Raw genomic sequence first — 24,921 nt, 5'->3', positions numbered from 1 at the left:
ATTCAGGCGCCCTTCGGTTTAACCTAATGTTTTAAAAGCATTAATGCGCTGCAGATGGGGCGAGATATTGCGGAACTTGTGGCTCTCGACCTCATCCCAGACGATCTCATAAAAAGGATGCAGGGTCTGCGCGCTGCGCTGGCTCTCCAGCGCCTCGTCGCGGCGCGACAAAAACACCAGGCAGCGATCGCGGTTTTTCTCGCGAAAATCGCTGACGCACTTGGTGGCAATATCGAGATACTCTTCCGGCCGGTCGATTTTCCCCTCCATATTCTCGAAGGGAAAAAGGTTGGGATTGAAAATCGCCTGCCGAATGCCGCAGAGAAAGCCGATGCGCTCCGCCCAGTAGCCGCCGAGGCCGACGCCGCAAATCAGCGGCTGGGCGCCGCCGCCGCGCGTCAGCAGCTTGTCGGTCTCTTTCAGCAGGAACTGCATATCGTGTTTAGGATGGCGGGTGCTGTAGCCGATCATCCTGACGTCAGGATCGATAAACTGCAGCTGCAGCACCTTTTCATGATTGCCTGGGCTGTTGGAATCGAAACCGTGCAGATAAATAATCATGATGCTCCTCAGCGTTGGGCGCGCCGGGAGAACGGATTACTTCCCTGACGCTTTGTGTTCCAGCCAGCGCGCCTGCAGGTTGCTCAGCTGCTGCGCGTTCTGCTTCCAGCGCGCGCTCTGCTGCAGGCTCTGACGGGTAAGAGTTCCCCGATGGTACAGGCGCGGCACGCGTTCAGCGCCGATCGCGATCAAATTATCCAGCACGCTGATCGCGCCCTGGCGCTGGTTGCAGACCAGAATCATGTCGCATCCGGCCGACAGCGACTGCTGCGCGCGCTCCGCGTAGCTGCCCATGATGGCGGCGCCCTCCATCGACAGGTCGTCAGAGAAGATCACACCGTCGAAGCCCAGTTCCTGACGCAGCACCGTTTTCAGCCAGTAGGGCGAGCCGCTGGCGGGCAGCGGGTCGATCTCAGTATAGATAACGTGCGCCGGCATCACGGCGTCCAGCGCACCTTCGTCGAACAGCGCCTGGAAAATTGCCATATCGTGACGACGCAGCGTCTCCCGATCGCGCGGGTCGCGCGGCGTTTCTTTGTGCGAATCGGCGCTCACCGCCCCATGGCCGGGAAAGTGCTTGCCGGTGGTTTTCATGCCCGCTTCGTGCATGCCGGCAATAAAGCGGCGCGCCATTGCCAGCGCAATCCGCGGATCCTCATGGAAGGAGCGGTCGCCGATCGCCGCGCTGATATGGCCCAGATCGAGCACCGGCGCGAAGCTGATATCGATATCCATGGCGATCATCTCCGCCGCCATCTGCCAGCCTGCCTGCTGCGCCAGCTCGCCGCCGGTTTGCGCATCGTGCAACGCCGCGAAAGACTGCATCGCCGGCAGCGTGGTGAAACCGTCGCGGAAGCGCTGTACGCGTCCGCCCTCTTGATCCACCGCCACCACCAGTCGGGTACGCGACGCGTCGCGGATCTGGCGCACCAGCTCGGCCAGCTGCGCCGGATCGTGATAGTTGCGCGCAAACAGGATCACGCCGCCTACGGTGGGATGCTGCAGAATATCGCGTTCTTCTGCATCCAGTTCAAAACCTTCGACATCCAGCATCAGCGGGCCGGGAAGTTGTGTCGTCATTATCTGTTCCTGACGCGGCGTCGTCGCCGCGCGAATTAAAAATGTTGCCAGCTCAGCCGCGCCAGCTGACGCAGCTGTGGGTCGTCGCCTTGCTCGGCGCGCAGCTGATACCAGCTGGCCATCAACAGCCGCAGCCAGGGCTGCCAGCGCGCCGCCTGACGCGCCAGCGCCACAGGCGACAGGCGAGCCGCCTGCGCATAGGCGTCAAGCCAGCGCGCCGCGTGTTCAGGATCGGCGGCGCACAGCGCCGCCAGCTCCAGCGCCACGTCGCCGTCCGCGGCGTACTCCCAGTCGATCAGGTGCAGGCCGTGCGCATCGGCAATCAGATTGCCGGCGTGCACGTCCATATGCAGCGGCGCCAGGCGCAGCGGCCGCGGTTCGCCCCTGCGCGCAAGCTGCCGCAGCGCGCGCTGCCAGCGCAGGTTGCGCTCCTCACAGAGCTGCCAGTAGCGCTGCAGCAGCGGCAGCAGACGCAGCCGGTAGCCGGTCAGCGGCTGCTGATGCAGGCGCAGCAGCAGCGCGATCACCTCCTCGCGGCGCTGCTGGAAACCGTGTGGCGACAGGGCTTCGCCCTCTTGCCACGGCAGCACCAGCCGCCGCGCCTCGGCGATGACCGGACGCGAGGTCAGACCGCTGGGATGCAGTTTGCGCAGCAGGCGGGCTTCGCGCTGGCGATCGACAAAGGGGATCGGCGAGCAGGGCGCAGGACGCAGGACGAAGGTGCCCTGCTCGTTCACCAGCTTGCTGCTCTGGCCGCTTAGCCCCTGCAGCGGCGTCAGGTTTCCTGCGCCGTCCAACAGGGGGTTATCCCGCAGCCAGCGATCAATTCTGGGCGACACCCTTGCCGGACCAGATAATCTCGCCGGTCTGCACCAGCATCAGCTGCATCTGCAGCGTCGGGGTTTTCACATCGCCCTGCGCGGTGCTGTAGAGCACGTACTGCGCGTTCAGCGTGCGGGCCAGGCCGATCGCCTTACTGCGCGAGTTGAGGCTGTCGTCCGGCGAGAGTCCCAGCGTCTGCTTGGCCTGCGCCAGCTGATCGTTGGTCACCAGCTGGAACTTGCCGTTGTTGGCCAGCGCGTTTTGAATCGCATCGGTGGCTTTTTCGCTCTGCAGCGCGCCGTTAGTGCTGTTTTTGATGCGATCTACCATCAGCACGCTGCCCGGCGCGGCGCCATTGGAGGAGCGCAGCATCTGCGCCACCAGCGGCTGTACGCTGGCGTCCCAGTTGATGGTTTTGAGCTTCGGCGGCTGCGGCACCGGCTGCGTCGGCTCGGGAACCGGCTGCGGCTGCGGCACGGGCTGCGGCTGGGTCGGTTCGGTGGGCTGCGTCGGTTCAACGGGCGCAGGCTGCTGCTGTTTAATCACGCAGCCGGAAAGAATGAGCGCCATCAGCAGCGCTCCGGAACGAGGGAGTCGGCGAATCACGTAGCAATCCTCAGAGATAAAGATAGAGACGAACCTTGCTGGCCGTCAGGTTGCCCATTTGGGAAGCGGCGACAATGCTGCCGTGCGCCGGAACGGTGACCCTTTGCGCCGGTTCGCGCGGCGTAATTTCCAGGCCTTTGTCGTCATACCAGTAGTAACGATAGTGGATGACCACCGGCGTTTCGCGCTGATTATAGAGCACGCTGCGCGCGCGCTGCTGCCCATCCTCTTCATCGACCACCGGCTCGTCGGTAATGATGCCGGCAGAGAGCACAGACGACTCCATTACCAGCGACTGCGACGTATCGATCTGCGGTTTATTACTGCTGCAGCCTGCCAGTGTCAGCAGGAGCGGCAGGCACATCAGCCATTGACGCATAGCTCGCTTCCGTGTGGAAAAAATCAGTCGGCCAGCATCGGGCCCAGCGGACGGCCGCCGAGCAAATGCATATGAATGTGATACACCTCCTGACCGCCGTGGCGATTGCAGTTGACGATCAGGCGGTAGCCGTCTTCGTCAATGCCCTCGGCGCGCGCGATTTTCGCCGCCACGGTGAAGAGACGGCCCAGCGCCTGCTCGTGAGCCGGCAAGGCGTCGTTAGCGGTAGGAATCAACACGTTGGGGACAATCAAAATATGGGTCGGCGCTTTGGGAGAGATGTCGCGAAACGCAGTGACCAGCTCGTCCTGATACACCACGTCGGCGGGGATTTCGCGACGGATGATTTTACTGAAAATGGTTTCTTCAGCCATGGTGCAATTCCTTAAGCCTGATTGACAGTCGATCAGTATGCGTGAGGAATTTGATTTCTTTCAAGCTCAGGGCCACTTTTCCCTGATTAACTGCCTGCCTTTGCGCCATTTTTGCGCGTTCTTTTCCCTGTGCGCCGCTTCGCAAATTAGCGCTTTGCCTTACTGTAAAATGAAACGCTGTTTTATAAATTAGAAATGCGCCGCCCTTTTCTTTGCATTTTTGCCAGACACACCTGGACTCTGTCGAAAATGCGAAGGTTTACCCTGGCCTGCGGCTCTACTTTCTATCTATTCCGAGTATGTCGTCCGGATAACAAGGGATGTATGACAATGGCAATAAAAGGAGCATCCGTATGCGCTCACGTAAAATTGGTTTTGGCCACTATCTGGCTTATGGTTCCGGGGATTTTCTCGGCGCAGGCACCACGGCGCTGACCGCCGCCTGGCTACTTTACTTCTACACCACCTTCTGCGGACTCAGTCCGATTCAGGCAACCTTTATTTTCGCCGCCGCGCGCGTGCTCGACGCCGTGGTTAGCCCGCTGATGGGCTTTCTGACCGATAATTTCGGCTCCACCTGGCTGGGAAAACGCTTCGGCCGCCGCAAGTTCTTTATCCTGCTCGGCATTCCCTGCGTCTTTAGCTACAGCCTGATGTGGCTGAGCGATATGGGATTCTGGTGGTATCTCGCCACCTACCTGCTGTTTGACGTGGTCTACACCATGATCCTGGTGCCTTACGAGACGCTGGTGCCGGAGATGACCGACGATTTCAAACAGAAAACCCGCTTTTCCGGCGCGCGTATCGCGCTGGCGCAGCTGTCGGCGATTCTCGCCGCCTTCCTGCCGGGCATTCTGATCGGCGCGCTGGGCAAAGACAACCCGCTCTCCTTCTTCTACGCCAGCCTGGTGTTCTCGGTGATCTGCGCGCTGGTATTGACTCTGGTCTGGATCTTCACCTGGGAACGCGATCCTGCCGACTTCTCCGAAGAGTCGCGCCGCGCCGAAGAGGAGAAACAGCAGCTGACGCTGATGCAGAATCTGAAGCGTCTCTACGTCGAGCTTGCCTCTACGCTGCGCATTCGTATTTTCCGTCAGCATCTTGGCATGTACCTGGGCGGGTATATCGCGCAGGACGTGTTTAACGCGGTGTTTACCTGGTACGTGGTGTTTGTGCTGATGCAGAGCGCGCAGATCGCTTCTAACCTGATGGGCACCATGGCGGTGCTGCAGTTTATCGCCGTGATGGGCATGATCCCGCTCTGTATCCGCATGGGACCCGCGCCGGCCTATCGTCTGGTGGTGGTGCTGTTCGGCATCGCCGCGCTCTCCTACGCCGGGCTCTGGTATGCGGGCATGAACGATAACTTCTCTCTGCTGCTGCTGATCTCCGCGCTGGCCGGTCTGGGCCGCGGCGGCATTAACTATGTGCCGTGGAATACCTACACCTATATCGCCGACGTGGACGAGGTGATCACCGGCCAGCGCCGCGAAGGCATTTTCGCCGGCATTATGACCCTGACGCGCAAAGCCTCTCAGGCAGGCGCGGTGATGCTGGTCGGCGTCGTGCTGCAGCTCTCCGGCTTTGTCTCCGGCCAGGCGACACAGGCGCCGGGCGTTGGCCACACCATTCTGGGCATTCTCAGCCTCGGCACGCTGTGCGTGCTGGCCTGCGGATTTATCGTATCGCTGCGCTTTAAGCTGAATCTGCAGACCCACACCGTGCTGCGCGAGGAAACGCTGAAAATGCGCGAAGCCGACCGCGTCCTGCCAGAGCGCATTGCGCCGGAAGCGCGCGAGATCGTCGAAACTCTCGCCGGCATGCCTTATGAGAATCTCTGGGGCAACAACAATATCGGCTTCCTTAACCGTCATAAACCGGCCGCGCCGCCGCTGAAGTCTGCGCGTCCGATCGCGTCTCCCCTTACTACGACCTTGAAACGATAGGAATGAACCATGACTGTATTTCCTGTGAAACAGAGTGCTCTTTTGTGCCAACCAGAATTTCTGCTGCCGCGCCAGGAGCTGTTGCAACTGATTCACAAGCTGACGCAAAACCTGGTGAATATCACCGACGAAACGGGAGAATTTCTGCTGCGTCTTGACGACGGACGCGTGATTGACACTAAAGGCTGGGCAGGCTGGGAGTGGACGCACGGCATTGGCCTTTACGGCATGCTGCACTACTACCAGCAGACGGGCGATCGGCAAACGCTGAGCATTATCGACGACTGGTTCGCCGCGCGGCTGGCGGAAGGCATGCCGACCAAAAACGTCAATACCGTCGCGCCCTTCCTGACGCTGGCCTACCGCTACGAGGAGACCGGCAACGCCGCCTGGCGCCCGGTGCTGGAGCGCTGGGCGGAATGGGTCATGTACGAGATGCCGCGCACCGAGCAAGGCGGCCTGCAGCATATCGTCTATAACAACGAGAACCATCAGCAGCTCTGGGACGATACGCTGATGATGAGCGTGATGGCGCTGGCGAAAATCGGCCAGCTGCTTGACCGCCCGGAGTTTATTGAGGAGGCGAGCTATCAGTTCCTGCTGCACACTCAGTATCTGATGGATCGCCAGACCGGGTTATGGTTCCACGGCTGGACCTTCGACGGACGCCATAATTTTGCCAACGCGCGCTGGGCGCGCGGCAACAGCTGGCTCACCATCGTGATCCCTGACTTCCTTGAGATGATGAACTGGCCGGAGCAGCATGCGACGCGCCGTTTCCTGCAGCAGGTGCTGGAGAGCCAGGTTAAAGCGCTGCGCGAATGCCAGCATCCGAGTGGTTTGTGGCATACGCTGCTCGACGATCCTGAGAGCTATCTGGAGGCGTCGGCCACGGCGGGCTTCGCCTACGGCATTATTAAGGCGGTGCGTAAACGCTATCTTAGCGCCGACTATCTGCCGACCGGCATCGCTGCGCTGCGCGGCGTGCTGGCCAATATCGACGAAGATGGCGAGCTGAAACAGGTGTCGTTCGGCACGGCGATGGGCAGCGACCTCGACTACTACCGCAACGTGCCGCTTACCTCGATGCCCTATGGTCAGGCGATGGCGCTGCTGTGCCTGACGGAGTATTTGCGCGTTTACCTCTGATAGCAAAACACAGATAAAAAAAGCCCCGCATATGTGGGGCTTTTTTCTTACCTACGCATTACATGCTGCGAATATAGTCGTCCATATCGGTTTTCAGGTTATCGGACTTGGTGCCGAAAATCGCCTGAACCCCAGAACCGGCCACCACGACGCCACGCGCGCCGAGGCTCTTCAGCTCATTCTGGTTAACCTTGCCCACATCCGCCACGCTCACGCGCAGACGGGTGATACAGGCGTCCAGGTTGGTGATGTTCTCTTTGCCGCCGAAGGCCGCAACCAGTTTGCCCGCCATCTCGCTGCCGGTCGCAGAAGTGGACTCGGTGGTCGTCTCTTCGCGGCCAGGGGTTTTCAGGTTCAGCTTGACGATCAGCAGACGGAAAATGGTGTAGTACACCAGACCGTAGATGATGCCGACAACCGGGAACAGCCAGATTTTGCTGCTGTTGCCGCTCAGCACGATAAAGTCGATCAGGCCGTGCGAGAAGCTGGTGCCGTCACGCATGCCGAGCAGGATGCAGATCGGGAACGCCAGGCCAGCCAGAATGGCGTGGATAACGTAGAGGATCGGCGCAACGAACATAAACGAGAACTCGATCGGCTCGGTGATGCCGGTCAGGAACGCGGTCAGCGCAGCGGAGATCATGATGCCACCCACTTTGGCGCGGTTTTCAGGCTTCGCCGAATGCCAGATAGCGATCGCTGCCGCCGGCAGGCCGTACATCTTGAACAGGAAGCCGCCAGAGAGTTTGCCCGCAGTCGGATCGCCCGCCATATAGCGCGGAATATCGCCGTGGAAAACCTGACCCGCCGCGTTGGTGAACTCGCCGATCTGCATCTGGAACGGCACGTTCCAGATATGGTGCAGGCCAAACGGCACCAGCGCGCGCTCAACGACGCCGTAAATACCGAAGGCGACCACCGGGTTCTGATACGCGGCCCACTGCGAAAACTCCTGAATCGCTGAACCAATCGGCGGCCAGATAAAGGAGAGCAGCACGCCCAGCACGATCGCCGCCAGGCCGGAAATAATCGGCACAAAGCGCTTACCGGCGAAGAAGCCCAGATACTCAGGCAGCTTGATGCGGTAGAAGCGGTTGAACATATAGGCCGCTATCGCACCGGCGATAATGCCGCCCAGCACCCCTGTGTCCGCCAGATGATGCGCAGCAATCTCTTCCGCCGACAGATGCAGCACCAGCGGCGCGACCACCGCCATGGTTTTCACCATGATGCCGTAGGCCACCACCGACGCCAGCGCGGAGACGCCGTCGTTGTTGGTAAAGCCGAGCGCTACGCCAATAGCGAAGATCAGCGGCATATTAGCAAACACCGAGCCGCCCGCTTCCGCCATCACATGGGAAACCACGGCCGGCAGCCAGCTAAAGTTAGCCGAACCGACACCTAATAAAATGCCGGCGATCGGCAGAACCGATACCGGCAGCATGAGCGATTTACCGACCTTTTGCAGGTTCGCAAATGCGTTCTTGAACATAGCCTGAAGCTCCTGAGTATGAGTGCGATTTTGCGCAGTGCGCGGGGTCGTGGGGGAGGATCCGCAACCCAATTGACGGTGACCGCCTTTTAATTATTACGAAGGGTAAAATAAATCCTGCGGACTTACTTTGATGACTATCACGTTTCCAGAATTCATCACGGTTGATAGCAGAAGATTCTGAGTGACTCGCGGTCAGTTTGCACCATAAAACAACAGCCCTGCTGTGAAAAACAGGGCTATTGTTGGCGAATACTGAATTATTACAGACTTTGAAATAAACGCTTAGCCGCCAAGGCGGCTCATCGGCACCTGAAAGAGCGTCGAGAAGTTTTGCGTAGTGGCGGCAGCCAGCGTGGCGATATCAACGCCCTTCAGCACGGCGAGATAATCCGCCACGTCGCGCGTGTAGGCGGGCTGGTTCTCTTTGCCGCGGTAGGGCACCGGCGCCAGATAGGGCGAGTCGGTCTCCACCAGCATGCGATCCAGCGGCACATAGCGCGCCGCGTCACGCAGCTGCTCGGCATTGCGGAAGGTAACGATGCCGGAAAAAGAGATATAGAAGCCCATGTCGAGCAGCTTCGCCGCCGTGGCCTGATCCTCGGTAAAGCAGTGCAGCACGCCGCCGCAGCGCTCTACCTGCTCTTCGCGCAAAATCGCCAGCGTATCGTCGCGCGCGTCGCGGGTATGCACGATGATCGGCTTGTTAAGCGCGATGCCGGTGCGGATATGCTCGCGGAATGACGCCTGCTGCTGCGCTTTGGTTTCCTGCTGGTAGTAGTAGTCGAGGCCGGTTTCGCCCAGCGCCACGACGCGCGGATCCGCCGCCAGGCGACGGAACTCCTCCACGTCATAGGGCGCTTCCTGATTCAGCGGATGCACGCCGACCGAGAGCGCAATATTGTCGCGCTCGCCCACCAGCGCTTTCAGCGTATGAAAGCCGGGCAGCGTGGTGGCGATCGCCAGCATAAATTTCACGTCGCGCGCGGCGGCTTTGGCGATCACGTCGTCGAGATCGCGATGGCTCTTTTCATAATCCAGGCCATCAAGATGGCAGTGGGAATCCACAATAAACATAGTTACTCTCGTTTTGACGTTAAGCGACAACGCCGGGCTTGCGTTTGTCGGCCCAGTTCAGAAGTCGGTCGGTTAACAGAAGTTCGCGGTTAACAGCGGCAACGTGGATCAGCTGCTCCCGACACTGCATCCACTCGCGCGCGCTTTCATCCAGCGCGCGAGAGGAAAAGGTGTCGGCGAGCAGCGCCACCACATCCTGCCGATCGGGATTGCTCAGCCAGCGGGTGGCGCCCTGCTGCCATTTTAACGCGTCCACCAGCAGCGCCAGCAGCCAGCTGATGCGCGCGGCAACATCTTCGCTGTTCAGCGCCGGCAGCAGCTGCAGGATATCCTGACGCAGCGCGTCGGGCAGCGCGTTGCAGAGGGTCTGACGCGCCTGCCAGCGCGCCGGCTCCAGCAGCTGCAGCGCGGCGGCGGGCGCGCCGGCGCTCAGGCGCAGCGCGGCCTGCAGCGCCGCCTCGTCCTGCGACATCTGACGGCTCAGCCACTGCAGGCTCTGCGCCTCGTCCGGCAGCGTCAGCGAGAGCGCCATACAGCGGCTGCGCAGCGTGGCTAACAGGCGCGAAGGCTCGCGGCTGCTGAGGAAGAACCAGCTGTTGGCCGGCGGCTCCTCCAGGGTTTTCAACAGCGCGTTCGCCGCCGATTCGCTCAGCTGCGCGGCGTCGGGCAGCCAGACCACTTTCGCCCCGCCCTGCTGGGCAAAGTGATAGAGCTTCTCCGTCACCTGGCGCACCGCGTCGATGCCCAGCGTGCTTTTGCCCTTTTCCGCCTCGAGGCGATACCAGTCGGGATGCGTCTGCGCCTGCATCAGCTGACAGCCGTGGCAGAGGCCGCAGCTTTTCAGCCCGTCCCGCTGCTGGCACATCAGCCAGCGGCTGACGCCCCAGACCAGCGCGTCGTCGCCCATGCCGTCAATCGCCTGGATCAGCAGGGCGTGATGCGCCCGTCCCGCCTGATGCTGGCTGATGATGTGTCGGTAGGGCTGATTCAGCCACGGATACCAGTTCATGCCTGCTGTTCCAGCCAGCGCGTCAGGGTGGTTTTAATCGCCTGCGTCACGCTGACGAGCGGCTGAGTGGCATCCACGGTAAGAATGCGTTCGTCGTCGGCCGCCAGCGCCAGATAGCGCGCGCGGGTGCGTTCGAAAAAGCGCAGCGACTCCTGCTCAATACGATCCAGTTCGCCGCGGGCGCGGGCGCGCTGCAGGCCGATTTCCGGCGTCACGTCGAGATAGAGCGTCAGATCGGGGCGGAAGTCGCCGAGCACCGCGTCGCGCAGGGTGCGCATCAGCGTGCTATCCAGCCCACGACCGCCGCCCTGATAGGCCTGCGAAGAGAGATCGTGGCGATCGCCGATCACCCAGGCGCCGCGCGCCAGCGCAGGTTTGATCACCGTGTCGACCAGCTGGACGCGCGCGGCGTAGAGCATCAGCAGCTCCGCTTTGTCGGTGACCTGCTCTCCCTCAATGCCCTGCTTCACCAGCACGCGCAGCTGCTCCGCCAGCGGCGTGCCGCCCGGTTCGCGCGTGAAGACGATATCCTGCACGCCGCGCTCGCGCAGCGTGGCGACAATGGCCTCGCGCGCCGTGGTTTTCCCGGCGCCTTCCAGGCCTTCAATGACGATAAAGTTACTTTTCATCTTTTTCCTTCAGCGTTTTCCGGTAGGCCTGTACCGCCTGATTATGGCTGGCGAGATTGGTGGTAAAGGTATGACCGCCCTTGCCGTCCGCGACGAAATAGAGATAGTCCGTTTTTTCCGGATGGGCCGCCGCTTCCAGCGACGCTTTACTCGGCACGGCGATCGGGCCAGGCGGCAGACCGCTAATGGTATAGGTATTGTAATCGGTCGGCGTCTCGAGGTCTTTACGCGTCAGGGTGCCGCTGTATTTATCGCCCATGCCGTAGATCACCGTGGGATCGGTTTGCAGCTTCATGCCGGTGCGCAGGCGGTTGATAAACACCGAGGCGACGCGGGCGCGCTCGGTGCTGACCGCCGTCTCTTTTTCAATCACCGACGCCATGGTCACCATCTCCTGCGGATTTTTATAGGGCAAATCCGCCATGCGCGTTTTCCAGATCTCATCCACCAGCGTCGTCATGCGGGCGTGCGCGCGCTGCAGCAGCGCGATATCGCTGGTGTTGGCGGTGTAGAGATACGTGTCCGGGTAGAAGCTGCCCTCCAGCGCCAGCGGATCGATGTTCAGCGCCTTCGCCAGGGTGGCGAACTGGTCATCTTTCAGCTGGTGTTTGATGTAGGGCGCGGCGCGCAGCTCGCCGAGCCAGTCCTTGAGCCGCTGCCCTTCGACCAGCCGCAGCGGAAACTGCGCCTCTTTACCGCTGGCGAGCAGCGCCAGCAGCGCGCGCACCGTCATGCCTTTTTCCAGCCGATAGGTGCCCGCTTTAAACCGGGCCAGTTCCGGCTCCAGCTTCAGCAGCGGGCCGAACCAGATGCTCGGCGGGATCAGATGCTGGCTCTCCAGCTGCGCCTCCAGCGCCACCCTGCCGGTGCCTGCCGGCAGGGTGTAGATCGTTTCGCGATCGATGGTTAACGGCGTCGCGGCGAAACGCTGGATCTGCCAGTAGCTGAAGGCGGCCGTCACAGCCAGCAACACAATGACGGCGGCGAGAATTTTTTTAGTTCGACTCATTTTGCTTCCATTAAATAACAACTGTCCTGTAACCGGTGATAGAGCGCGCGCGCGCTGAACAGCCTGTCGTCCAGCTGCCGCACCGGCAGGAGCGGCATGAGGGCGTTGCAAATCACGATTTCGTCGGCCGCCAGCAGCTGCGCCGCCTCCGCGCGGACAACGTGGCAAATCTGCCCAGCGGCGGCCATTTGCGCCATCAGGTGGCGCCGCATAACGCCGTCGACGCCTGCCTGGCTCAGGTCGGGCGTAAAGACGTTTTCGCCCTGCCGCCAGAATAAATTGGCCGCACAGCATTCCACCACGGCGCCTACAGTGTCAAGCACCAGCGCCTCGTCGGCGTCGCTCTGGTCGAGATGCGCGCGGATCAGCACCTGCTCCAGCCGATTAAGATGTTTAATGCCCGCCAGCAGCGGATTTTGCGCCAGCCGCACCGGGCTGGTTTGCAGCCTGACGCCCTGGGCGCGCAGCGGCTGATAGTGGACTGGCCAGGGCGAGACCGAGACGATGCGCGTGGCGGCGCTGACGCCGCGGCGGCTGTAGCCCCGCCCGCCGGCTCCGGCGCTGATAATCACTTTCAACACGCCCTGCGCGTGCGGCTGCGCGGCGGCGCGCATTTCGCTCTCCAGCCGCGCCCAGTCAACCGGCGGCATCATCAGCCGCGCGCAGCCCTCGCGCAGCCGGCGCAGATGCGCCTCCAGCAGCTGCACCGCGCCATGACGAATGGCCGCCGTGGTAAAGCAGCCGTCGCCGAACTGGGTGGCGCGGTCGCTGGCCAGCAGCGTGGGCTGCTCCGTTCCGTTTATCCACATGGCTCTCTCTCGCAGGGAAAAGGGGTATGGTAGCGCGTTGCGTGGTGATAATCCGTTTCAGGGTTTTTCTGAATAGAAAAAAGGCCCGCATGTGCGAGCCTTTTGGCAGAACGTGAAGCGTCAGACCTTACGGAAAATCAGCGAGCCGTTGGTGCCGCCGAAGCCGAAAGAGTTACACAGCGTGTACTCCAGACCGCTGACCTGGCGCGCCGTATGGGGCACGAAGTCGAGGTCGCAGCCTTCATCTGGATTATCCAGGTTGATGGTCGGCGGAACAGCCTGGTCGCGCAGCGCCAGAATCGAGTAAATCGACTCTACCGCGCCCGCCGCGCCCAGCAGGTGGCCGGTCATCGACTTGGTCGAGCTGACCATCACGGTTTTCGCCGCGGCGCCGAAGATCGATTTCACCGCCTGCGCTTCCGCTTTGTCACCCGCCGGCGTAGAGGTGCCGTGCGCGTTGACGTAGCCGATCTGCTCAGGCGACAGCTGCGCGTCACGCAGCGCATTTTCCATCGCCTGGGCCGCGCCTGCGCCGTTTTCCGGCGGCGAAGTCATGTGGTAAGCGTCGCTGCTCATACCGAAGCCGACGATTTCCGCATAGATTTTCGCGCCGCGCTTTTTAGCGTGCTCGTACTCTTCCAGCACGATAATGCCTGCGCCGTCGCCCAGCACGAAACCGTCGCGATCTTTATCCCACGGACGGCTTGCCGCCTGCGGGTTGTCGTTGCGCGTAGAGAGCGCGCGCGCCGCGCCGAAGCCGCCAACGCCCAGCGGCGTACTGGCTTTTTCCGCACCGCCCGCCAGCATCACGTCAGCATCGTTATAGGCGATGATACGCGCCGCATGGCCGATGTTGTGCACGCCTGAGGTACAGGCCGTCGCGATAGAGATGCTGGGGCCTTTCATGCCGTACATAATCGTCAGATGGCCGGCGATCATGTTGACGATGGTCGACGGCACAAAGAACGGACTGATTTTGCGCGGACCGCCGTTGACCAGCGAGGTATGGTTCTCTTCGATCAGACCCAGTCCGCCGATGCCAGAACCGATTGCCGCGCCAACGCGGGCTGCGTTCTCATCGGTCACGACCAGACCCGAATCCTGCATGGCCTGCACGCCGGCAACAATGCCGTATTGGATGAAGTCATCCATCTTGCGCTGATCTTTGCGCGAGATGATTTCATCACAATTAAAATCTCTTACGATGCCTGCAAAACGGGTTGCATAGGCACTCGTATCAAAATGGTCGATCAGGTTAATGCCGCTCTGACCGGCAAGGAGAGCACTCCAGGTAGACTCTACGGTTTTGCCGACAGGAGACAACATGCCAAGACCGGTCACAACTACACGACGCTTAGACACGTTCGTCCTCCAGGGAGGGGGAAATAAAAACTCTGTGGGACAAGCATAAAACTCAGGCGGTCGAGCGACCGCCTGAAGGTATTCATTAGCCTTGGTGGCTATTGATGTAGTCGATCGCTGCCTGAACGGTAGTGATTTTCTCAGCTTCTTCGTCTGGAATTTCAGTATCAAACTCTTCTTCCAGAGCCATTACCAGCTCAACGGTGTCAAGAGAATCAGCACCCAGGTCTTCAACGAAAGATGCAGAGTTAGTTACTTCGTCCTCTTTCACACCCAGCTGCTCAGCAATGATTTTCTTAACGCGTTGTTCGATATCGCTCATACTATTTAATTTCCTATCAAAACTCGCTTTCGCGATGGTTTTCGTAGTGTATAAAATGTTGAAAAAGATGCAACAAAATCCCGGCTGGTCGAACCACGATTTTACGCTATTTTGCGGTTTTTACCGCAAATAATGCAAATGATTTCGTGAATATCAGACCATGTACATGCCGCCATTGACGTGCAGCGTCTCACCCGTGATGTAGGCTGCTTCGTCAGAGGCTAAGAATGCAACAGCATTGGCGATTTCCTGCGCGTCGCCTAAACGACCTGCGGGAACCTGCGTCAAAATGCCGGAACGTTGATCTTCGCTCAGTGCACGCGTCATGTCCGTCTCGATAAAGCCCGGAGCCACGACGTTTACGGTAATGCCACGTGACGCGACTTCACGCGCCAGTGATTTGCTAAAGCCAATCAAACCCGCCTTGGCTGCTGCGTAGTTTGCCTGACCCGCGTTGCCCATGGTGCCAACAACGGAACCAATGGTAATGATACGACCCACGCGTTTTTTCATCATGGCGCGCAATACCGCCTTGGAAAGACGGAAAACCGACGTCAGGTTGGTATCCAGGATATCCGCCCATTCGTCGTCTTTCATGCGCATCAACAGATTGTCACGCGTAATGCCTGCATTATTGACCAAAATGTCTACTTCGCCAAATTCTGCGCGAACCTTCTCCAGCACGCTATCGATCGATGCGGGATCGGTCACATTCAGCAGCAGACCTTTGCCGTTATCGCCGAGGTAAGCGCTGATGGCTTCTGCGCCGCTTTCGCTGGTCGCGGTGCCGATCACTTTGGCGCCGCGCGCCACCAGCGTTTCTGCGATGGCGCGACCAATGCCGCGGCTCGCGCCGGTGACCAGCGCAACTTTACCTTCAAAGCTCATGTTTTTCCTCTTATTCCTGTTCAAGGGCCGCAGAAAGCGACGTCGGATCGTTTACCGCTGCCGCCGTCAGGCTGTCCACAATGCGTTTGGTCAGGCCCGTCAGCACTTTGCCCGGCCCCATTTCCAGCAGCTGGGTCACGCCCTGCGACGCCATAAATTCCACGCTCTCGGTCCAGCGAACCGGGCTATAGAGCTGACGCACCAGCGCATGACGGATTGCCGCCGCGTCGCTTTCGCATTTGACGTCAACGTTATTGACCACCGGCACCGATGGCGCGTTGAAGGTGATGTTTTCCAGCGCCACCGCCAGCTTATCGGCGGCAGGCTTCATCAGCGCGCAGTGCGACGGCACGCTGACCGGCAGCGGCAGCGCGCGCTTGGCGCCTGCGGCTTTACAGGCAGCGCCCGCACGTTCAACCGCCTCTTTGTTGCCGGCAATCACCACCTGGCCCGGCGAGTTGAAGTTCACCGGCGACACCACCTGGCCCTGCGCGCTCTCTTCGCAGGCTTTGCGGATCGCTGCGTCGTCCAGGCCGATAATCGCCTGCATCGCGCCGGTGCCTTCCGGCACCGCTTCCTGCATCAGCTTGCCGCGCAGCTCCACCAGTTTAATGGCGTCGGCGAAATCAAGCACGCCGGCGCACACCAGCGCAGAGTATTCGCCGAGGCTGTGACCGGCCATCAGCGCCGGCGGCTTGCCGCCCTGCTGCTGCCAGACGCGATAGATCGCCACGGAGGCGGCCAGCAGCGCAGGCTGCGTCTGCCAGGTTTTATTCAGCTCTTCAGCCGGTCCGTTGCTGACCAGCTGCCATAAATCGTATCCCAGCGCGTCGGACGCTTCGCGGAAGGTCGCTTCCACCTGCGGATAGCTTGCCGCCAGTTCAGAGAGCATACCGACGGTCTGTGAACCCTGACCGGGAAAAACAAAGGCTAATTGCGTCATTTTCCTTTCCTGTGAATCAAAAGCGAACCAGTGCGGAACCCCAGGTGAAACCGCCACCAAAGGCTTCCAGCAGAATCAGTTGTCCGGGTTTGATACGGCCGTCGCGTACCGCTTCGTCCAGCGCGCTAGGCACTGACGCCGCCGAGGTATTGCCGTGACGATCCAGCGTGACCACGACTTTATCCATGCCCATGCCGAGCTTTTTCGCCGTTGCGCTGATGATGCGCAGGTTAGCCTGATGCGGCACCAGCCAGTCGAGCATTTCGCGATCGAGATTGTTGGCCTGCAGGGTTTCATCAACGATGTGCGCCAGTTCGGTCACCGCCACCTTGAAGACTTCGTTGCCCGCCATGGTGAGGTAGGCCGGTTCGTCCTGATGCGCGCGATCCTGATAGGGCAGCGTCAGCAGTTTGCCGTAGCGGCCGTCGGCGTGCAGATGGGTAGAGATGATGCCCTGCTCTTCGCTTGCGCCTAATACCACCGCGCCTGCGCCGTCGCCGAACAGAATTATGGTGCCGCGATCCTCAGGATCGAGGGTGCGCGCCAGCACGTCGGAGCCAATCACCAGCGCATGCTTCACCGCGCCGTTTTTAATGTACTGGTCCGCCACGCTGAGCGCGTAGGTAAAGCCGGCGCAGGCGGCCGCGAGGTCGAACGCGGCGCAGTCGTTGATGCCCAGCATCTGCTGGATCATGCAGGCTGAACTGGGGAACGCGTGGCTGGACGAGGTGGTGGCGACGATAATCAGTCCGATCTCGCCTGCCTCTACGCCCGCCATCTCCAGCGCGCGCTGCGCGGCAGCGAAGCCCATGCTGGCGACGGTTTCATCCGGCGCGGCAATGCGGCGCTCGCGGATGCCGGTGCGGGTTACGATCCACTCGTCCGACGTCTCCACCATTTTTTCCAGATCTGCGTTCGAACGCACCTGGCTAGGCAAATAGCTGCCCGTACCGATAATTTTGGTAAACATCTAGGCTTTGTCACTCCTGGCTAATACAGCATCAAGGCGCGCGGCGATTCGTTCGGGAACCTGCCGTCGCACCGCCTGCTCTGCCTGTTCTATCGCCACGGCGAACGCGCGTTGATTCGCCGCGCCGTGGCTTTTGATCACTGTTCCGCGCAATCCTAACAGACAAGCGCCATTATACTGGTCGGGGTTGAGATGACCGAAGCGCTGCGCCAGACGTTTCTGAATCCAGCGCCCCAGCAGCCTGATCCACCATGACCGTTTTTTCCCCTCTCCTGACGACTTCAGCAGAGAGAGGAACATTCTTACCACGCCTTCCATGGTTTTCAGCGTGACGTTGCCGACGAATCCGTCACACACCAGCACATCTGTTTTGCCGGTAAGCAGGTCGTTCCCTTCCAGGTAACCAATATAGTTAATCTGTGCGGATGCTTTCAGCGTGCTGGCGGCGGCGCGGATGCTCTCCAGCCCTTTGGTCTCTTCCTGACCAATATTGAGCAGCGCCACGCGCGGGTTGGGGATGGCTAACACCTCTTCCGCCATTACCGCGCCCATTACGGCGAACTGCACCAGCATCTCGCTGTCCGAATCCACGTTGGCGCCTAAATCGAGCACCACCGTTTTACCGCGCTGCTGATGCGGCAGCACGGTCATTAACGCCGGGCGCTCAATGCCGTCCAGCGGTGTTATCAATAATTTCGCCAGCCCCATCAGGGCGCCGGTGTTGCCGGCGCTGATGCAGGCCTGCGCTCGTCCCTCTTTCACCAGCTCCAGCGCAACGCGCATCGAACTGCCGCGACTGCTGCGGATCGCCTGAGAGGGCCGCGCATCACTTGCAATAACCGATTCCGCAGGAATAACCTGCAAACGCCCCAGTAAGGAGGAATCCGCTTTGGCAAGCAATGGGGTGATGTCGTCGGGGATGCCGACCAGAAGAAGATTGAGATGCGAATGAGAGGCCAGTGCCTGCAAAGCTGCAGGCACTGTCACGCAGGGACCGAAGTCCCCGCCCATGGCATCAATAGCCAGGGTCAAACGTGTCAAAGTATCACCTTGCTAAGCGCAAGTCTTACTTGGTGATAACCTTGCGACCGCGGTAGTAGCCATCCGCAGTGATGTGGTGACGCAGATGCGTTTCGCCAGAAACTTTATCTACAGACAGGGCAGCGGTGGTCAGCGCATCGTGCGAACGACGCATGCCACGCTTAGAACGGGTGGGTTTATTCTGTTGTACGGCCATGGACCTTACTCCTATTACTTACGCTTTAAACTGGCTAATACGGCAAATGGGTTTGGTTTTTCCGCCTCTGCAGGCAATTTGCCAAAGACCATGTCCGCCTCGGACACTTCACAGTGTTCAGAATCATGCACCGGAACGACCGGCAGGGCGAGAATGATTTCATCCTCGATCACCGCCAGCAGATCGATTTCGCCAAAATCATCGACATCGACCGGCTCGTAGGCTTCCGGCAGTGCCTCGGCCTGCTCATCATTTGAGACAGGACTGAAGCAATAGCTTACGTGGACAGCGTGAGGAAACGGCTGGTTGCAGCGCTGACAGCGCAATGTAACCTGCACATCCGCTGTACCTTGCAGTACGGCGAGGCGCTGGCTGTCAACCGCAAACGACATGGCACATTCCACGTCACTGTCCACACTAACAACTGAGTCGGCTACGCGCTCCACCAGTTCAGGGGTGTAAACGCCCTGATAATCCAGGCGTTTTTGAGCGGCGCGGACCGGATCCAGCGTCAGGGGTAATTTTACCTTTTGCATAGGGCGCGCATATTAACTTTGTAACGTCAGAGAGTCAAAGAAAAAGGCCGTGTCACAGCATCTTTCACCAGTTATTCGCATCCAGTGCGGCGCACAGTTTAAAATGAGTGTCACCAATTCGCCATTACTATTGTGAAAAAATGCCTGACTCCCTTGTTTTAGCTTCGACCTCGCCTTTTCGCCAGGCGCTTTTAGGCAAGCTCGGCCTGCCGTTTATCACCGCCGCGCCTGCGGTCGATGAAACGCCGCGCCCCGGTGAAGATGCCGAAACCCTGGTGACGCGCCTCGCCGTCGCCAAAGCGCAGGCGCTGGCCGCCGACTATGCCGACAGCTGGATTATCGGCTCCGATCAGGTGTGCGTGCTCGACGGCATGATCACCGGCAAGCCGCACACGTCCGATCGCGCCTGCGCGCAGCTGCGCCAGGCGAGCGGCAACGCCGTTACCTTCTATACCGGGCTGGCGCTCTACCATCCGCGCAGCCAGCGGCTGCTGCAGTGCTGCGAACCTTTTGTGGTGCACTTCCGCGATCTCAGCGAGGGAGAGATCCGCGCCTATATAGAGAAAGAGCAGCCTTTGCAGTGCGCGGGGAGTTTTAAAAGCGAAGGGCTGGGGATCTGCCTGTTCGAACGGCTGGAGGGGCGCGACCCGAACACGCTGGTCGGCCTGCCGCTGATTGCGCTCAGCGGCATGTTGCGAACGGTCGGCATCAATCCGCTGGAATGATGCCGACGGCGCGTCAGCGCTTCTGCTGACGCAGCGCCTGCAGGCAGCGCTTGAGTTCTTCATCCAGCGGCGCCTCGAGACGCAGCGTCTCGCCGCTGGCGGGATGGGTAAAGGTCAGCGCGGCGGCGTGCAGAAACAGGCGACGCAGCCCGGTGCTGGCCAGCTGGCTGTCGAACTCGCGCTCGCCGTAGCGATCGTCGAAGGCGATAGGATGGCCGGCGTGCAGCGTATGAACGCGGATCTGGTGGGTGCGGCCGGTGACCGGGCTCGCCTTCACCAGCGTAGCGAACGCGAAGCGCTCCTCGACCTTAAAGCGCGTCTCCGAAGGCTTGCCTTCGCTGCTGACGCGCACCACGCGCTCGCCGCTTTGCAGAATATTTTTTAGCAGCGGCGCCTGCACCGCTTTCACGTGCGACGGCCAGCTGCCGCGCACCAGCGCCAGATAATCTTTCTGCATCCCCTTTTCGCGCAGCTGCTCGTGCAGCGAACGCAGCGCCGAGCGCTTCTTGGCCACCAGCAGCACGCCGGAGGTATCGCGGTCGAGGCGATGCACCAGCTCAAGGAAGCGTGCCTCAGGCCGCAGCGCGCGCAATCCTTCGATCACGCCGAAGCTCAGGCCGCTGCCGCCGTGCACCGCGGTGCCGGAGGGTTTGTTCAGCACCAGAATCTGCTCATCTTCGTAGATGATCGCCTCCGCCAGCGCCGCCACCTTCTCCAGCTTCGGCGACACCGCCTGCTCTTCGCGCTCGGCAACGCGCACCGGCGGAATACGCACTTCGTCGCCCTCTTCCAGCTTATATTCCGGTTTGATGCGTTTTTTATTCACCCGCACCTCGCCTTTACGCAGGATGCGATAAATCATGCTTTTCGGCACGCCCTTCAGCTGGGTGCGCAAAAAGTTGTCAATGCGTTGTCCGGCATTTTCAGCCGAAATGGCGACAAGCTGTACGCCGGGATTCTCTGTTTTCATGGCGGCGATTCTAAATAGTGTCCTGTGATAGCGCCACCCCTTTTTCTGTGCTTAACTCTCCTCGTGTCGCGCGAAAAAGCGCAGCGTGCGCTGGCTTTTTCAGCAACTCGCTCAATCGTCCGACATATTAAGGTGTTAAGCATCACTAATCTTCATCAGGCGGTGAAAGTCGCCTTGCTATATGAAGGTGAGCAATGGAATAATGCCTGAGTTTCTCGTCTGATCACTTTTCAGGCCAGAAAAAGAGCTAATTAGTCATTTTGCCGAATGAAACGGACACGCAGCAATGGCGTAAGACGTGATGTTTATTCAGGCACTTAGCGGGCTGCGGGTTGCAGCCTGGACGGAAGTTTGAGATGCAGGAGTTTTAAATCTCTCTCAGGCATTTCAGCGCAACGGCGCTGTTTTTCCTTATGAAAAACAGGCCACCGACGTTATTTGCGCCCCTCGCGCAGTCGACAACCGGGAGGTTGACGTAAAGCACTTAGTCACGGGGCCATCGGTCAGAACTCGTCCAGGGTAACTATGCCCGCAGCTTTATCACTCATGTGAGAATAACGAGTCAGATACGATGAAAAGAATGTTAATTAATGCAACTCAGCAGGAGGAGTTGCGCGTTGCCCTGGTTGATGGACAACGTCTGTACGATCTGGATATTGAAAGCCCCGGACACGAACAGAAAAAAGCCAACATCTATAAAGGTAAAATCACCCGCATTGAACCCAGCCTTGAAGCGGCGTTTGTCGATTACGGCGCTGAACGCCACGGTTTTCTCCCTCTGAAAGAAATCTCCCGCGAATATTTCCCCGCCAGCTACAACGCGCAAGGTCGTCCGAATATCAAAGACGTGCTGCGTGAAGGCCAGGAAGTGATCGTGCAGATTGATAAAGAGGAGCGCGGCAACAAAGGCGCGGCGCTGACCACCTTTATCTCTCTGGCGGGCAGCTACCTGGTGCTGATGCCAAACAACCCGCGCGCGGGTGGCATCTCTCGCCGCATCGAAGGCGATGACCGCACCGAGCTGAAAGAGGCGCTCTCTTCGCTGGAGCTGCCGGACGGTATGGGCCTGATCGTGCGCACCGCGGGCGTTGGCAAATCCGCTGACGCGCTGCAGTGGGATCTGAGCTTCCGCCTGAAGCACTGGGAAGCGATCAAAAAAGCGGCGGAAAACCGCCCTGCGCCCTTCCTGATCCATCAGGAAAGCAACGTTATCGTGCGCGCTTTCCGCGACTACCTGCGCCAGGATATCGGCGAGATCCTGATCGACAACCCGAAAGTGCTTGAGCTGGCGCGTCAGCATATCGCCGCGCTCGGCCGCCCGGACTTCAGCAGCAAGATTAAACTCTACACCGGCGAGATCCCGCTGTTCAGCCACTACCAGATCGAATCGCAGATTGAATCCGCCTTCCAGCGTGAAGTGCGTCTGCCTTCTGGCGGCTCTATCGTTATCGACAGCACCGAAGCGCTGACCGCTATCGATATCAACTCGGCGCGCGCTACGCGCGGCGGCGATATCGAAGAGACGGCGTACAATACCAACCTGGAAGCGGCCGACGAGATTGCGCGCCAGCTGCGCCTGCGCGACCTGGGCGGTCTGATCGTCATCGACTTTATCGATATGACGCCGGTGCGCCACCAGCGCGCGGTGGAAAATCGCCTGCGCGAAGCGGTGCGCCAGGATCGCGCGCGTATCCAGATTAGCCACATTTCGCGCTTCGGTCTGCTGGAGATGTCGCGTCAGCGCCTTAGCCCGTCGCTGGGCGAGTCGAGCCATCACGTCTGTCCGCGCTGTAGCGGCACCGGCACCATCCGCGACAACGAATCGCTGTCGCTGTCGATTCTGCGCCTGATCGAAGAAGAAGCGCTGAAAGACAACACCAAAGAGGTGCACGCCATTGTGCCGGTGCAGATCGCCTCTTACCTGCTGAACGAAAAGCGTGAAGCGGTGAATGCGATTGAAAAGCGCCAGGGCGGCGTTCGCGCGATTATCGTGCCGGACGATCGTATGGAAACCCCGCACTACTCGGTGCTGCGCGTGCGCAAAGGGGAAGAGACCCAGACCCTCAGCTACCATCTGCCGAAGCTGCACGAAGCAGAAATGGCGATGCCGTCAGAAGAAGAGCACGCCGAGCGTCGTCGTCCAGAGCAGCCTGCGCTGGCCGCGTTTGTCATGCCTGACGCGCCGCCAATGCCAGCAGAGAAGCCGGTAGAGCAGCCGAAAGAGGAGGCGCAACCGGTGGCCAAACCTGCCGCGGCCCCTGCCCCAACCGCCGCCAGCGCCAGCGGAACCGGCTTCTTTAGCCGCCTGCTGAAAAAACTGTTTGGCAGCAACGAACCTGCACCGGCACCGGTTGTTGAGGAAGCGGCGGCGCCTGCGCCGCAGGCCAGCAGCGAAGAGAGCGACAGCAGCGCCAAAGAGCGCGGCGACCGTCGCAACAATCGCCGCAACAATAATAACCGTCGCGAGCGTACGCCGCGCAACGGCGACAATCGCGAGCCGCGCGAAAGCCGCGAACCGCGTGAAAGCCGTGAGCCGCGTGAAAACCGCGAACCGCGCGAAAACCGCGAACCGCGTGAAAATCGTGAGCCGCGTGAAAACCGCGAACCGCGCGACAACGCTGACGCACGCCGCAACAAGCGCCAGGCGCCGCAGAACGAGGCGCGCGAAGAGCGCACACCGGTTCTGAGCGAGGAAGCGCGCCAGCAGCGTGAAGAGCAGCAGCAGCAGCGTCGCGAACAGCGCGCTGAACGCCAGCGTCGTCGTCAGGAAGAGAAACGCGCGCAGCAGGACGCGAATAAAGCCGTAGAGCCAGCGGTCGCTGAAATCGTTGAGTCACCAGAGGCGCAGGAAGAAGAGCGCGTTCAGGTGATGCCGCGTCGCAAGCCGCGCCAGCTGGCGCAGAAAGTGCGCGTCGGCGGCGAGAGCGAGCAGCCGGCCGAAGATGCGGTCGCGCCGCAGCCTGAGGTGGCGTACAGCGCGCCGCAGAGCGAAGAGGCAGCGCCGATCGAGCAGGATGACGCGGAAAACCGCGATAACGGCAATATGCCGCGTCGCTCGCGCCGTTCGCCGCGCCACCTGCGCGTCAGCGGTCAGCGTCGTCGTCGCTATCGCGATGAGCGTTATCCGACCGAGTCCGCCATGCCGCTGGCCGCCGCCGCTGCATCGCCAGAGATGGCGTCCGGCAAGGTCTGGGTACGTTATCCGGTCGCTCAGCCGGTTGAGACGCAGGAAGCGCAGAACGACGTGCAGGACGAGCTCCAGCAGGAAACCGCAGCCGCTATCGCGCTGCCGGTCGCGGCTGACGAGATCGTGCCGCAGGCTGCTGCTGAAGCGGCCCCGCAGGCTGACGCTGTGCATCAGGCTGAGCCGCAGGCGGAAACGCCGGTAACGCTGGTGAATACCGACAACACCGCGCCGATCGACGCGCCGGTTAACCATGAACCTGCCGTGATCCCGGCCGCGCTCGACGCGCAGGCGGAAGCGATCGCTGAACAGGCGGAGCCGGCTGCGCCAGTAGAAGAAGAGACGCCTGCCGTCGCCACGGAGATCGCCGCCGAAGCGGCCCATGACGTGACGCCGGAAGCGGAAGCGCAGGTTGCAGAGGTGCTGAACGCGCCGGTTGCGGCGGAAAGCGCGCCTGAACCGGTTAGCGAACCGCATGCGCCGGTGCCGGCACGCGACGTCGCGCCGCAGCAAGCCGCGTCGCAGGAGGCCGCCGTTCGCTTTACCCATCACGCTACCGCGCCGATGACCAAAGCACCGGCGCCAGCCTGGCAGCCGGAGCCGGTTCGTCACAGCGACTGGGTGCGCGCGCCGTTCGCCTTCGAGGGCAAAGGCTCAGCGGGCGGTCACAGCGCCTCGCATCAGGCCACCGCGCCGGCGACCCGCCCTGACAGCGTCTAATCCGACGCGATAACCTTCCAAACCCCGGCTTGCCGGGGTTTTTTATTGCCGCCGTTTAACAGGCAAAAAAAATCCCACGATGCCGGTCAGGGTCGTGGGACAAAATGAGCATGTCCGGTTCA

The 24,921-nt window shown here is 60.5% G+C and carries 25 protein-coding genes; 4 read left to right on the top strand and 21 right to left on the bottom strand.

The annotated features are described in order from the left end of the window. Positions 1–18 precede the first annotated feature (18 nt). From ycfP to hinT, 6 genes are read right to left on the bottom strand one after another with little or no spacing between them, the layout of a single operon-like run. Entirely contained in the window at positions 19–561 is a 543-nt protein-coding gene (gene ycfP / locus B2J69_RS18155; protein ID WP_081141037.1) for an alpha/beta hydrolase YcfP, read from the bottom strand. Between the two features lie 36 nt (positions 562–597). Further along, on the bottom strand, positions 598–1,641 hold the full coding sequence (nagZ, locus tag B2J69_RS18150; RefSeq protein WP_081141036.1) for a beta-N-acetylhexosaminidase: 1,044 nt from the start codon (positions 1,639–1,641) through the stop codon (positions 598–600). 35 nt (positions 1,642–1,676) lie between these two features. Continuing rightward, on the bottom strand, positions 1,677–2,441 hold the full coding sequence (thiK, locus tag B2J69_RS18145) for a thiamine kinase (protein WP_236722751.1): 765 nt from the start codon (positions 2,439–2,441) through the stop codon (positions 1,677–1,679). A 22-nt stretch (positions 2,442–2,463) separates the two neighbouring features. Further along, complete coding sequence (gene lpoB / locus B2J69_RS18140; protein ID WP_081141034.1) at positions 2,464–3,069, bottom strand: penicillin-binding protein activator LpoB; 606 nt, start codon at positions 3,067–3,069, stop codon at positions 2,464–2,466. A gap of 10 nt (positions 3,070–3,079) precedes the next feature. After that, a complete protein-coding gene (locus B2J69_RS18135; RefSeq protein WP_081141033.1) occupies positions 3,080–3,448 on the bottom strand; it encodes a YcfL family protein in 369 nt (122 codons plus the stop codon). Between the two features lie 23 nt (positions 3,449–3,471). Beyond that, positions 3,472–3,822 carry a purine nucleoside phosphoramidase gene (gene hinT / locus B2J69_RS18130; RefSeq protein ID WP_081141032.1) on the bottom strand — a complete coding sequence of 117 codons (351 nt, stop codon included), beginning with the start codon at positions 3,820–3,822 and terminating at the stop codon, positions 3,472–3,474. Between the two features lie 353 nt (positions 3,823–4,175). Between hinT and B2J69_RS18125 the strand changes: the two genes are divergently transcribed. Both B2J69_RS18125 and bglB read left to right on the top strand, forming a co-directional pair. After that, the gene (locus B2J69_RS18125; RefSeq protein ID WP_081141031.1) at positions 4,176–5,768 is read left to right on the top strand and encodes an MFS transporter; all 1,593 of its coding nucleotides are present in this window, start codon (positions 4,176–4,178) and stop codon (positions 5,766–5,768) included. A gap of 9 nt (positions 5,769–5,777) precedes the next feature. Beyond that, complete coding sequence (bglB, locus tag B2J69_RS18120; protein ID WP_081141030.1) at positions 5,778–6,917, top strand: beta-galactosidase BglB; 1,140 nt, start codon at positions 5,778–5,780, stop codon at positions 6,915–6,917. Positions 6,918–6,975: 58 nt separating this feature from the next. On the opposite strand, the gene ptsG is transcribed toward bglB, so the two are convergent. The 14 genes from ptsG to yceD form a co-directional block, all read right to left on the bottom strand. Further along, on the bottom strand, positions 6,976–8,409 hold the full coding sequence (gene ptsG, locus B2J69_RS18115) for a PTS glucose transporter subunit IIBC (RefSeq protein WP_081141029.1): 1,434 nt from the start codon (positions 8,407–8,409) through the stop codon (positions 6,976–6,978). A gap of 285 nt (positions 8,410–8,694) precedes the next feature. Then, on the bottom strand, positions 8,695–9,486 hold the full coding sequence (locus B2J69_RS18110) for a metal-dependent hydrolase (RefSeq protein ID WP_081141028.1): 792 nt from the start codon (positions 9,484–9,486) through the stop codon (positions 8,695–8,697). A gap of 19 nt (positions 9,487–9,505) precedes the next feature. Further along, positions 9,506–10,495 (bottom strand): DNA polymerase III subunit delta', encoded by a 990-nt coding sequence (holB, locus tag B2J69_RS18105; RefSeq protein ID WP_081141027.1) that lies wholly within the window; start codon positions 10,493–10,495, stop codon positions 9,506–9,508. Beyond that, positions 10,492–11,124 (bottom strand): dTMP kinase, encoded by a 633-nt coding sequence (gene tmk, locus B2J69_RS18100; RefSeq protein ID WP_081141026.1) that lies wholly within the window; start codon positions 11,122–11,124, stop codon positions 10,492–10,494. Before tmk ends, holB begins: the two co-directional genes overlap by 4 nt. Further along, a complete protein-coding gene (gene mltG / locus B2J69_RS18095; RefSeq protein WP_081141025.1) occupies positions 11,114–12,133 on the bottom strand; it encodes an endolytic transglycosylase MltG in 1,020 nt (339 codons plus the stop codon). Before mltG ends, tmk begins: the two co-directional genes overlap by 11 nt. After that, on the bottom strand, positions 12,130–12,942 hold the full coding sequence (gene pabC / locus B2J69_RS18090) for an aminodeoxychorismate lyase (RefSeq protein WP_081141024.1): 813 nt from the start codon (positions 12,940–12,942) through the stop codon (positions 12,130–12,132). The genes mltG and pabC overlap by 4 nt, the downstream gene beginning before the upstream one ends. 120 nt (positions 12,943–13,062) lie before the next feature. Beyond that, entirely contained in the window at positions 13,063–14,304 is a 1,242-nt protein-coding gene (gene fabF, locus B2J69_RS18085) for a beta-ketoacyl-ACP synthase II (protein ID WP_081141023.1), read from the bottom strand. A gap of 85 nt (positions 14,305–14,389) precedes the next feature. Then, a complete protein-coding gene (gene acpP, locus B2J69_RS18080) occupies positions 14,390–14,626 on the bottom strand; it encodes an acyl carrier protein (RefSeq protein ID WP_025901771.1) in 237 nt (78 codons plus the stop codon). Positions 14,627–14,779: 153 nt separating this feature from the next. Further along, positions 14,780–15,514 carry a 3-oxoacyl-ACP reductase FabG gene (gene fabG / locus B2J69_RS18075; protein WP_033750943.1) on the bottom strand — a complete coding sequence of 245 codons (735 nt, stop codon included), beginning with the start codon at positions 15,512–15,514 and terminating at the stop codon, positions 14,780–14,782. Positions 15,515–15,524: 10 nt separating this feature from the next. Beyond that, on the bottom strand, positions 15,525–16,457 hold the full coding sequence (gene fabD, locus B2J69_RS18070; protein ID WP_081141022.1) for an ACP S-malonyltransferase: 933 nt from the start codon (positions 16,455–16,457) through the stop codon (positions 15,525–15,527). A gap of 16 nt (positions 16,458–16,473) precedes the next feature. Further along, positions 16,474–17,427, bottom strand: coding sequence for a beta-ketoacyl-ACP synthase III (locus B2J69_RS18065; RefSeq protein ID WP_081141021.1), 954 nt, complete (start codon positions 17,425–17,427; stop codon positions 16,474–16,476). Further along, positions 17,428–18,468, bottom strand: a complete 1,041-nt coding sequence (plsX, locus tag B2J69_RS18060; protein WP_081141020.1) for a phosphate acyltransferase PlsX — start codon at positions 18,466–18,468, stop codon at positions 17,428–17,430. Positions 18,469–18,493: 25 nt separating this feature from the next. Then, complete coding sequence (gene rpmF / locus B2J69_RS18055) at positions 18,494–18,664, bottom strand: 50S ribosomal protein L32 (RefSeq protein ID WP_007885783.1); 171 nt, start codon at positions 18,662–18,664, stop codon at positions 18,494–18,496. Positions 18,665–18,678: 14 nt separating this feature from the next. Further along, positions 18,679–19,200, bottom strand: coding sequence for a 23S rRNA accumulation protein YceD (gene yceD / locus B2J69_RS18050; protein WP_081141019.1), 522 nt, complete (start codon positions 19,198–19,200; stop codon positions 18,679–18,681). A 140-nt stretch (positions 19,201–19,340) separates the two neighbouring features. Between yceD and B2J69_RS18045 the strand changes: the two genes are divergently transcribed. Further along, positions 19,341–19,925, top strand: a complete 585-nt coding sequence (locus B2J69_RS18045; protein WP_081141018.1) for a Maf family protein — start codon at positions 19,341–19,343, stop codon at positions 19,923–19,925. Between the two features lie 13 nt (positions 19,926–19,938). Here the strand turns inward: B2J69_RS18045 and rluC are convergent, their stop codons facing one another. Further along, complete coding sequence (gene rluC, locus B2J69_RS18040) at positions 19,939–20,895, bottom strand: 23S rRNA pseudouridine(955/2504/2580) synthase RluC (RefSeq protein WP_081141017.1); 957 nt, start codon at positions 20,893–20,895, stop codon at positions 19,939–19,941. A gap of 571 nt (positions 20,896–21,466) precedes the next feature. Between rluC and rne the strand changes: the two genes are divergently transcribed. After that, the gene (rne, locus tag B2J69_RS18035) at positions 21,467–24,799 is read left to right on the top strand and encodes a ribonuclease E (protein WP_081141016.1); all 3,333 of its coding nucleotides are present in this window, start codon (positions 21,467–21,469) and stop codon (positions 24,797–24,799) included. Positions 24,800–24,921 lie beyond the last annotated feature (122 nt).

Source organism: Pantoea latae, assembly GCF_002077695.1.
In the GTDB taxonomy this organism is placed as follows: domain Bacteria; phylum Pseudomonadota; class Gammaproteobacteria; order Enterobacterales; family Enterobacteriaceae; genus Pantoea; species Pantoea latae.
The sequence above is the reverse complement of the archived record's forward strand: the minus strand, read 5'-3'. Positions and strand labels throughout refer to the sequence as shown.

Bases quoted from the DNA above. Each gene is read 5' to 3' on its own strand.
- ycfP (WP_081141037.1), bottom strand. From the start codon at position 561: ATGATTATTTATCTGCACGGTTTCGATTCCAACAGCCCAGGCAATCAT.
- nagZ (WP_081141036.1), bottom strand. From the start codon at position 1,641: ATGACGACACAACTTCCCGGCCCGCTGATGCTGGATGTCGAAGGTTTT.
- B2J69_RS18135 (WP_081141033.1), bottom strand. From the start codon at position 3,448: ATGCGTCAATGGCTGATGTGCCTGCCGCTCCTGCTGACACTGGCAGGC.
- hinT (WP_081141032.1), bottom strand. From the start codon at position 3,822: ATGGCTGAAGAAACCATTTTCAGTAAAATCATCCGTCGCGAAATCCCC.
- B2J69_RS18125 (WP_081141031.1), top strand. From the start codon at position 4,176: ATGCGCTCACGTAAAATTGGTTTTGGCCACTATCTGGCTTATGGTTCC.
- bglB (WP_081141030.1), top strand. From the start codon at position 5,778: ATGACTGTATTTCCTGTGAAACAGAGTGCTCTTTTGTGCCAACCAGAA.
- ptsG (WP_081141029.1), bottom strand. From the start codon at position 8,409: ATGTTCAAGAACGCATTTGCGAACCTGCAAAAGGTCGGTAAATCGCTC.
- B2J69_RS18110 (WP_081141028.1), bottom strand. From the start codon at position 9,486: ATGTTTATTGTGGATTCCCACTGCCATCTTGATGGCCTGGATTATGAA.
- holB (WP_081141027.1), bottom strand. From the start codon at position 10,495: ATGAACTGGTATCCGTGGCTGAATCAGCCCTACCGACACATCATCAGC.
- tmk (WP_081141026.1), bottom strand. From the start codon at position 11,124: ATGAAAAGTAACTTTATCGTCATTGAAGGCCTGGAAGGCGCCGGGAAA.
- mltG (WP_081141025.1), bottom strand. From the start codon at position 12,133: ATGAGTCGAACTAAAAAAATTCTCGCCGCCGTCATTGTGTTGCTGGCT.
- pabC (WP_081141024.1), bottom strand. From the start codon at position 12,942: ATGTGGATAAACGGAACGGAGCAGCCCACGCTGCTGGCCAGCGACCGC.
- acpP (WP_025901771.1), bottom strand. From the start codon at position 14,626: ATGAGCGATATCGAACAACGCGTTAAGAAAATCATTGCTGAGCAGCTG.
- fabG (WP_033750943.1), bottom strand. From the start codon at position 15,514: ATGAGCTTTGAAGGTAAAGTTGCGCTGGTCACCGGCGCGAGCCGCGGC.
- fabD (WP_081141022.1), bottom strand. From the start codon at position 16,457: ATGACGCAATTAGCCTTTGTTTTTCCCGGTCAGGGTTCACAGACCGTC.
- B2J69_RS18065 (WP_081141021.1), bottom strand. From the start codon at position 17,427: ATGTTTACCAAAATTATCGGTACGGGCAGCTATTTGCCTAGCCAGGTG.
- rpmF (WP_007885783.1), bottom strand. From the start codon at position 18,664: ATGGCCGTACAACAGAATAAACCCACCCGTTCTAAGCGTGGCATGCGT.
- yceD (WP_081141019.1), bottom strand. From the start codon at position 19,200: ATGCAAAAGGTAAAATTACCCCTGACGCTGGATCCGGTCCGCGCCGCT.
- B2J69_RS18045 (WP_081141018.1), top strand. From the start codon at position 19,341: ATGCCTGACTCCCTTGTTTTAGCTTCGACCTCGCCTTTTCGCCAGGCG.
- rluC (WP_081141017.1), bottom strand. From the start codon at position 20,895: ATGAAAACAGAGAATCCCGGCGTACAGCTTGTCGCCATTTCGGCTGAA.
- rne (WP_081141016.1), top strand. From the start codon at position 21,467: ATGAAAAGAATGTTAATTAATGCAACTCAGCAGGAGGAGTTGCGCGTT.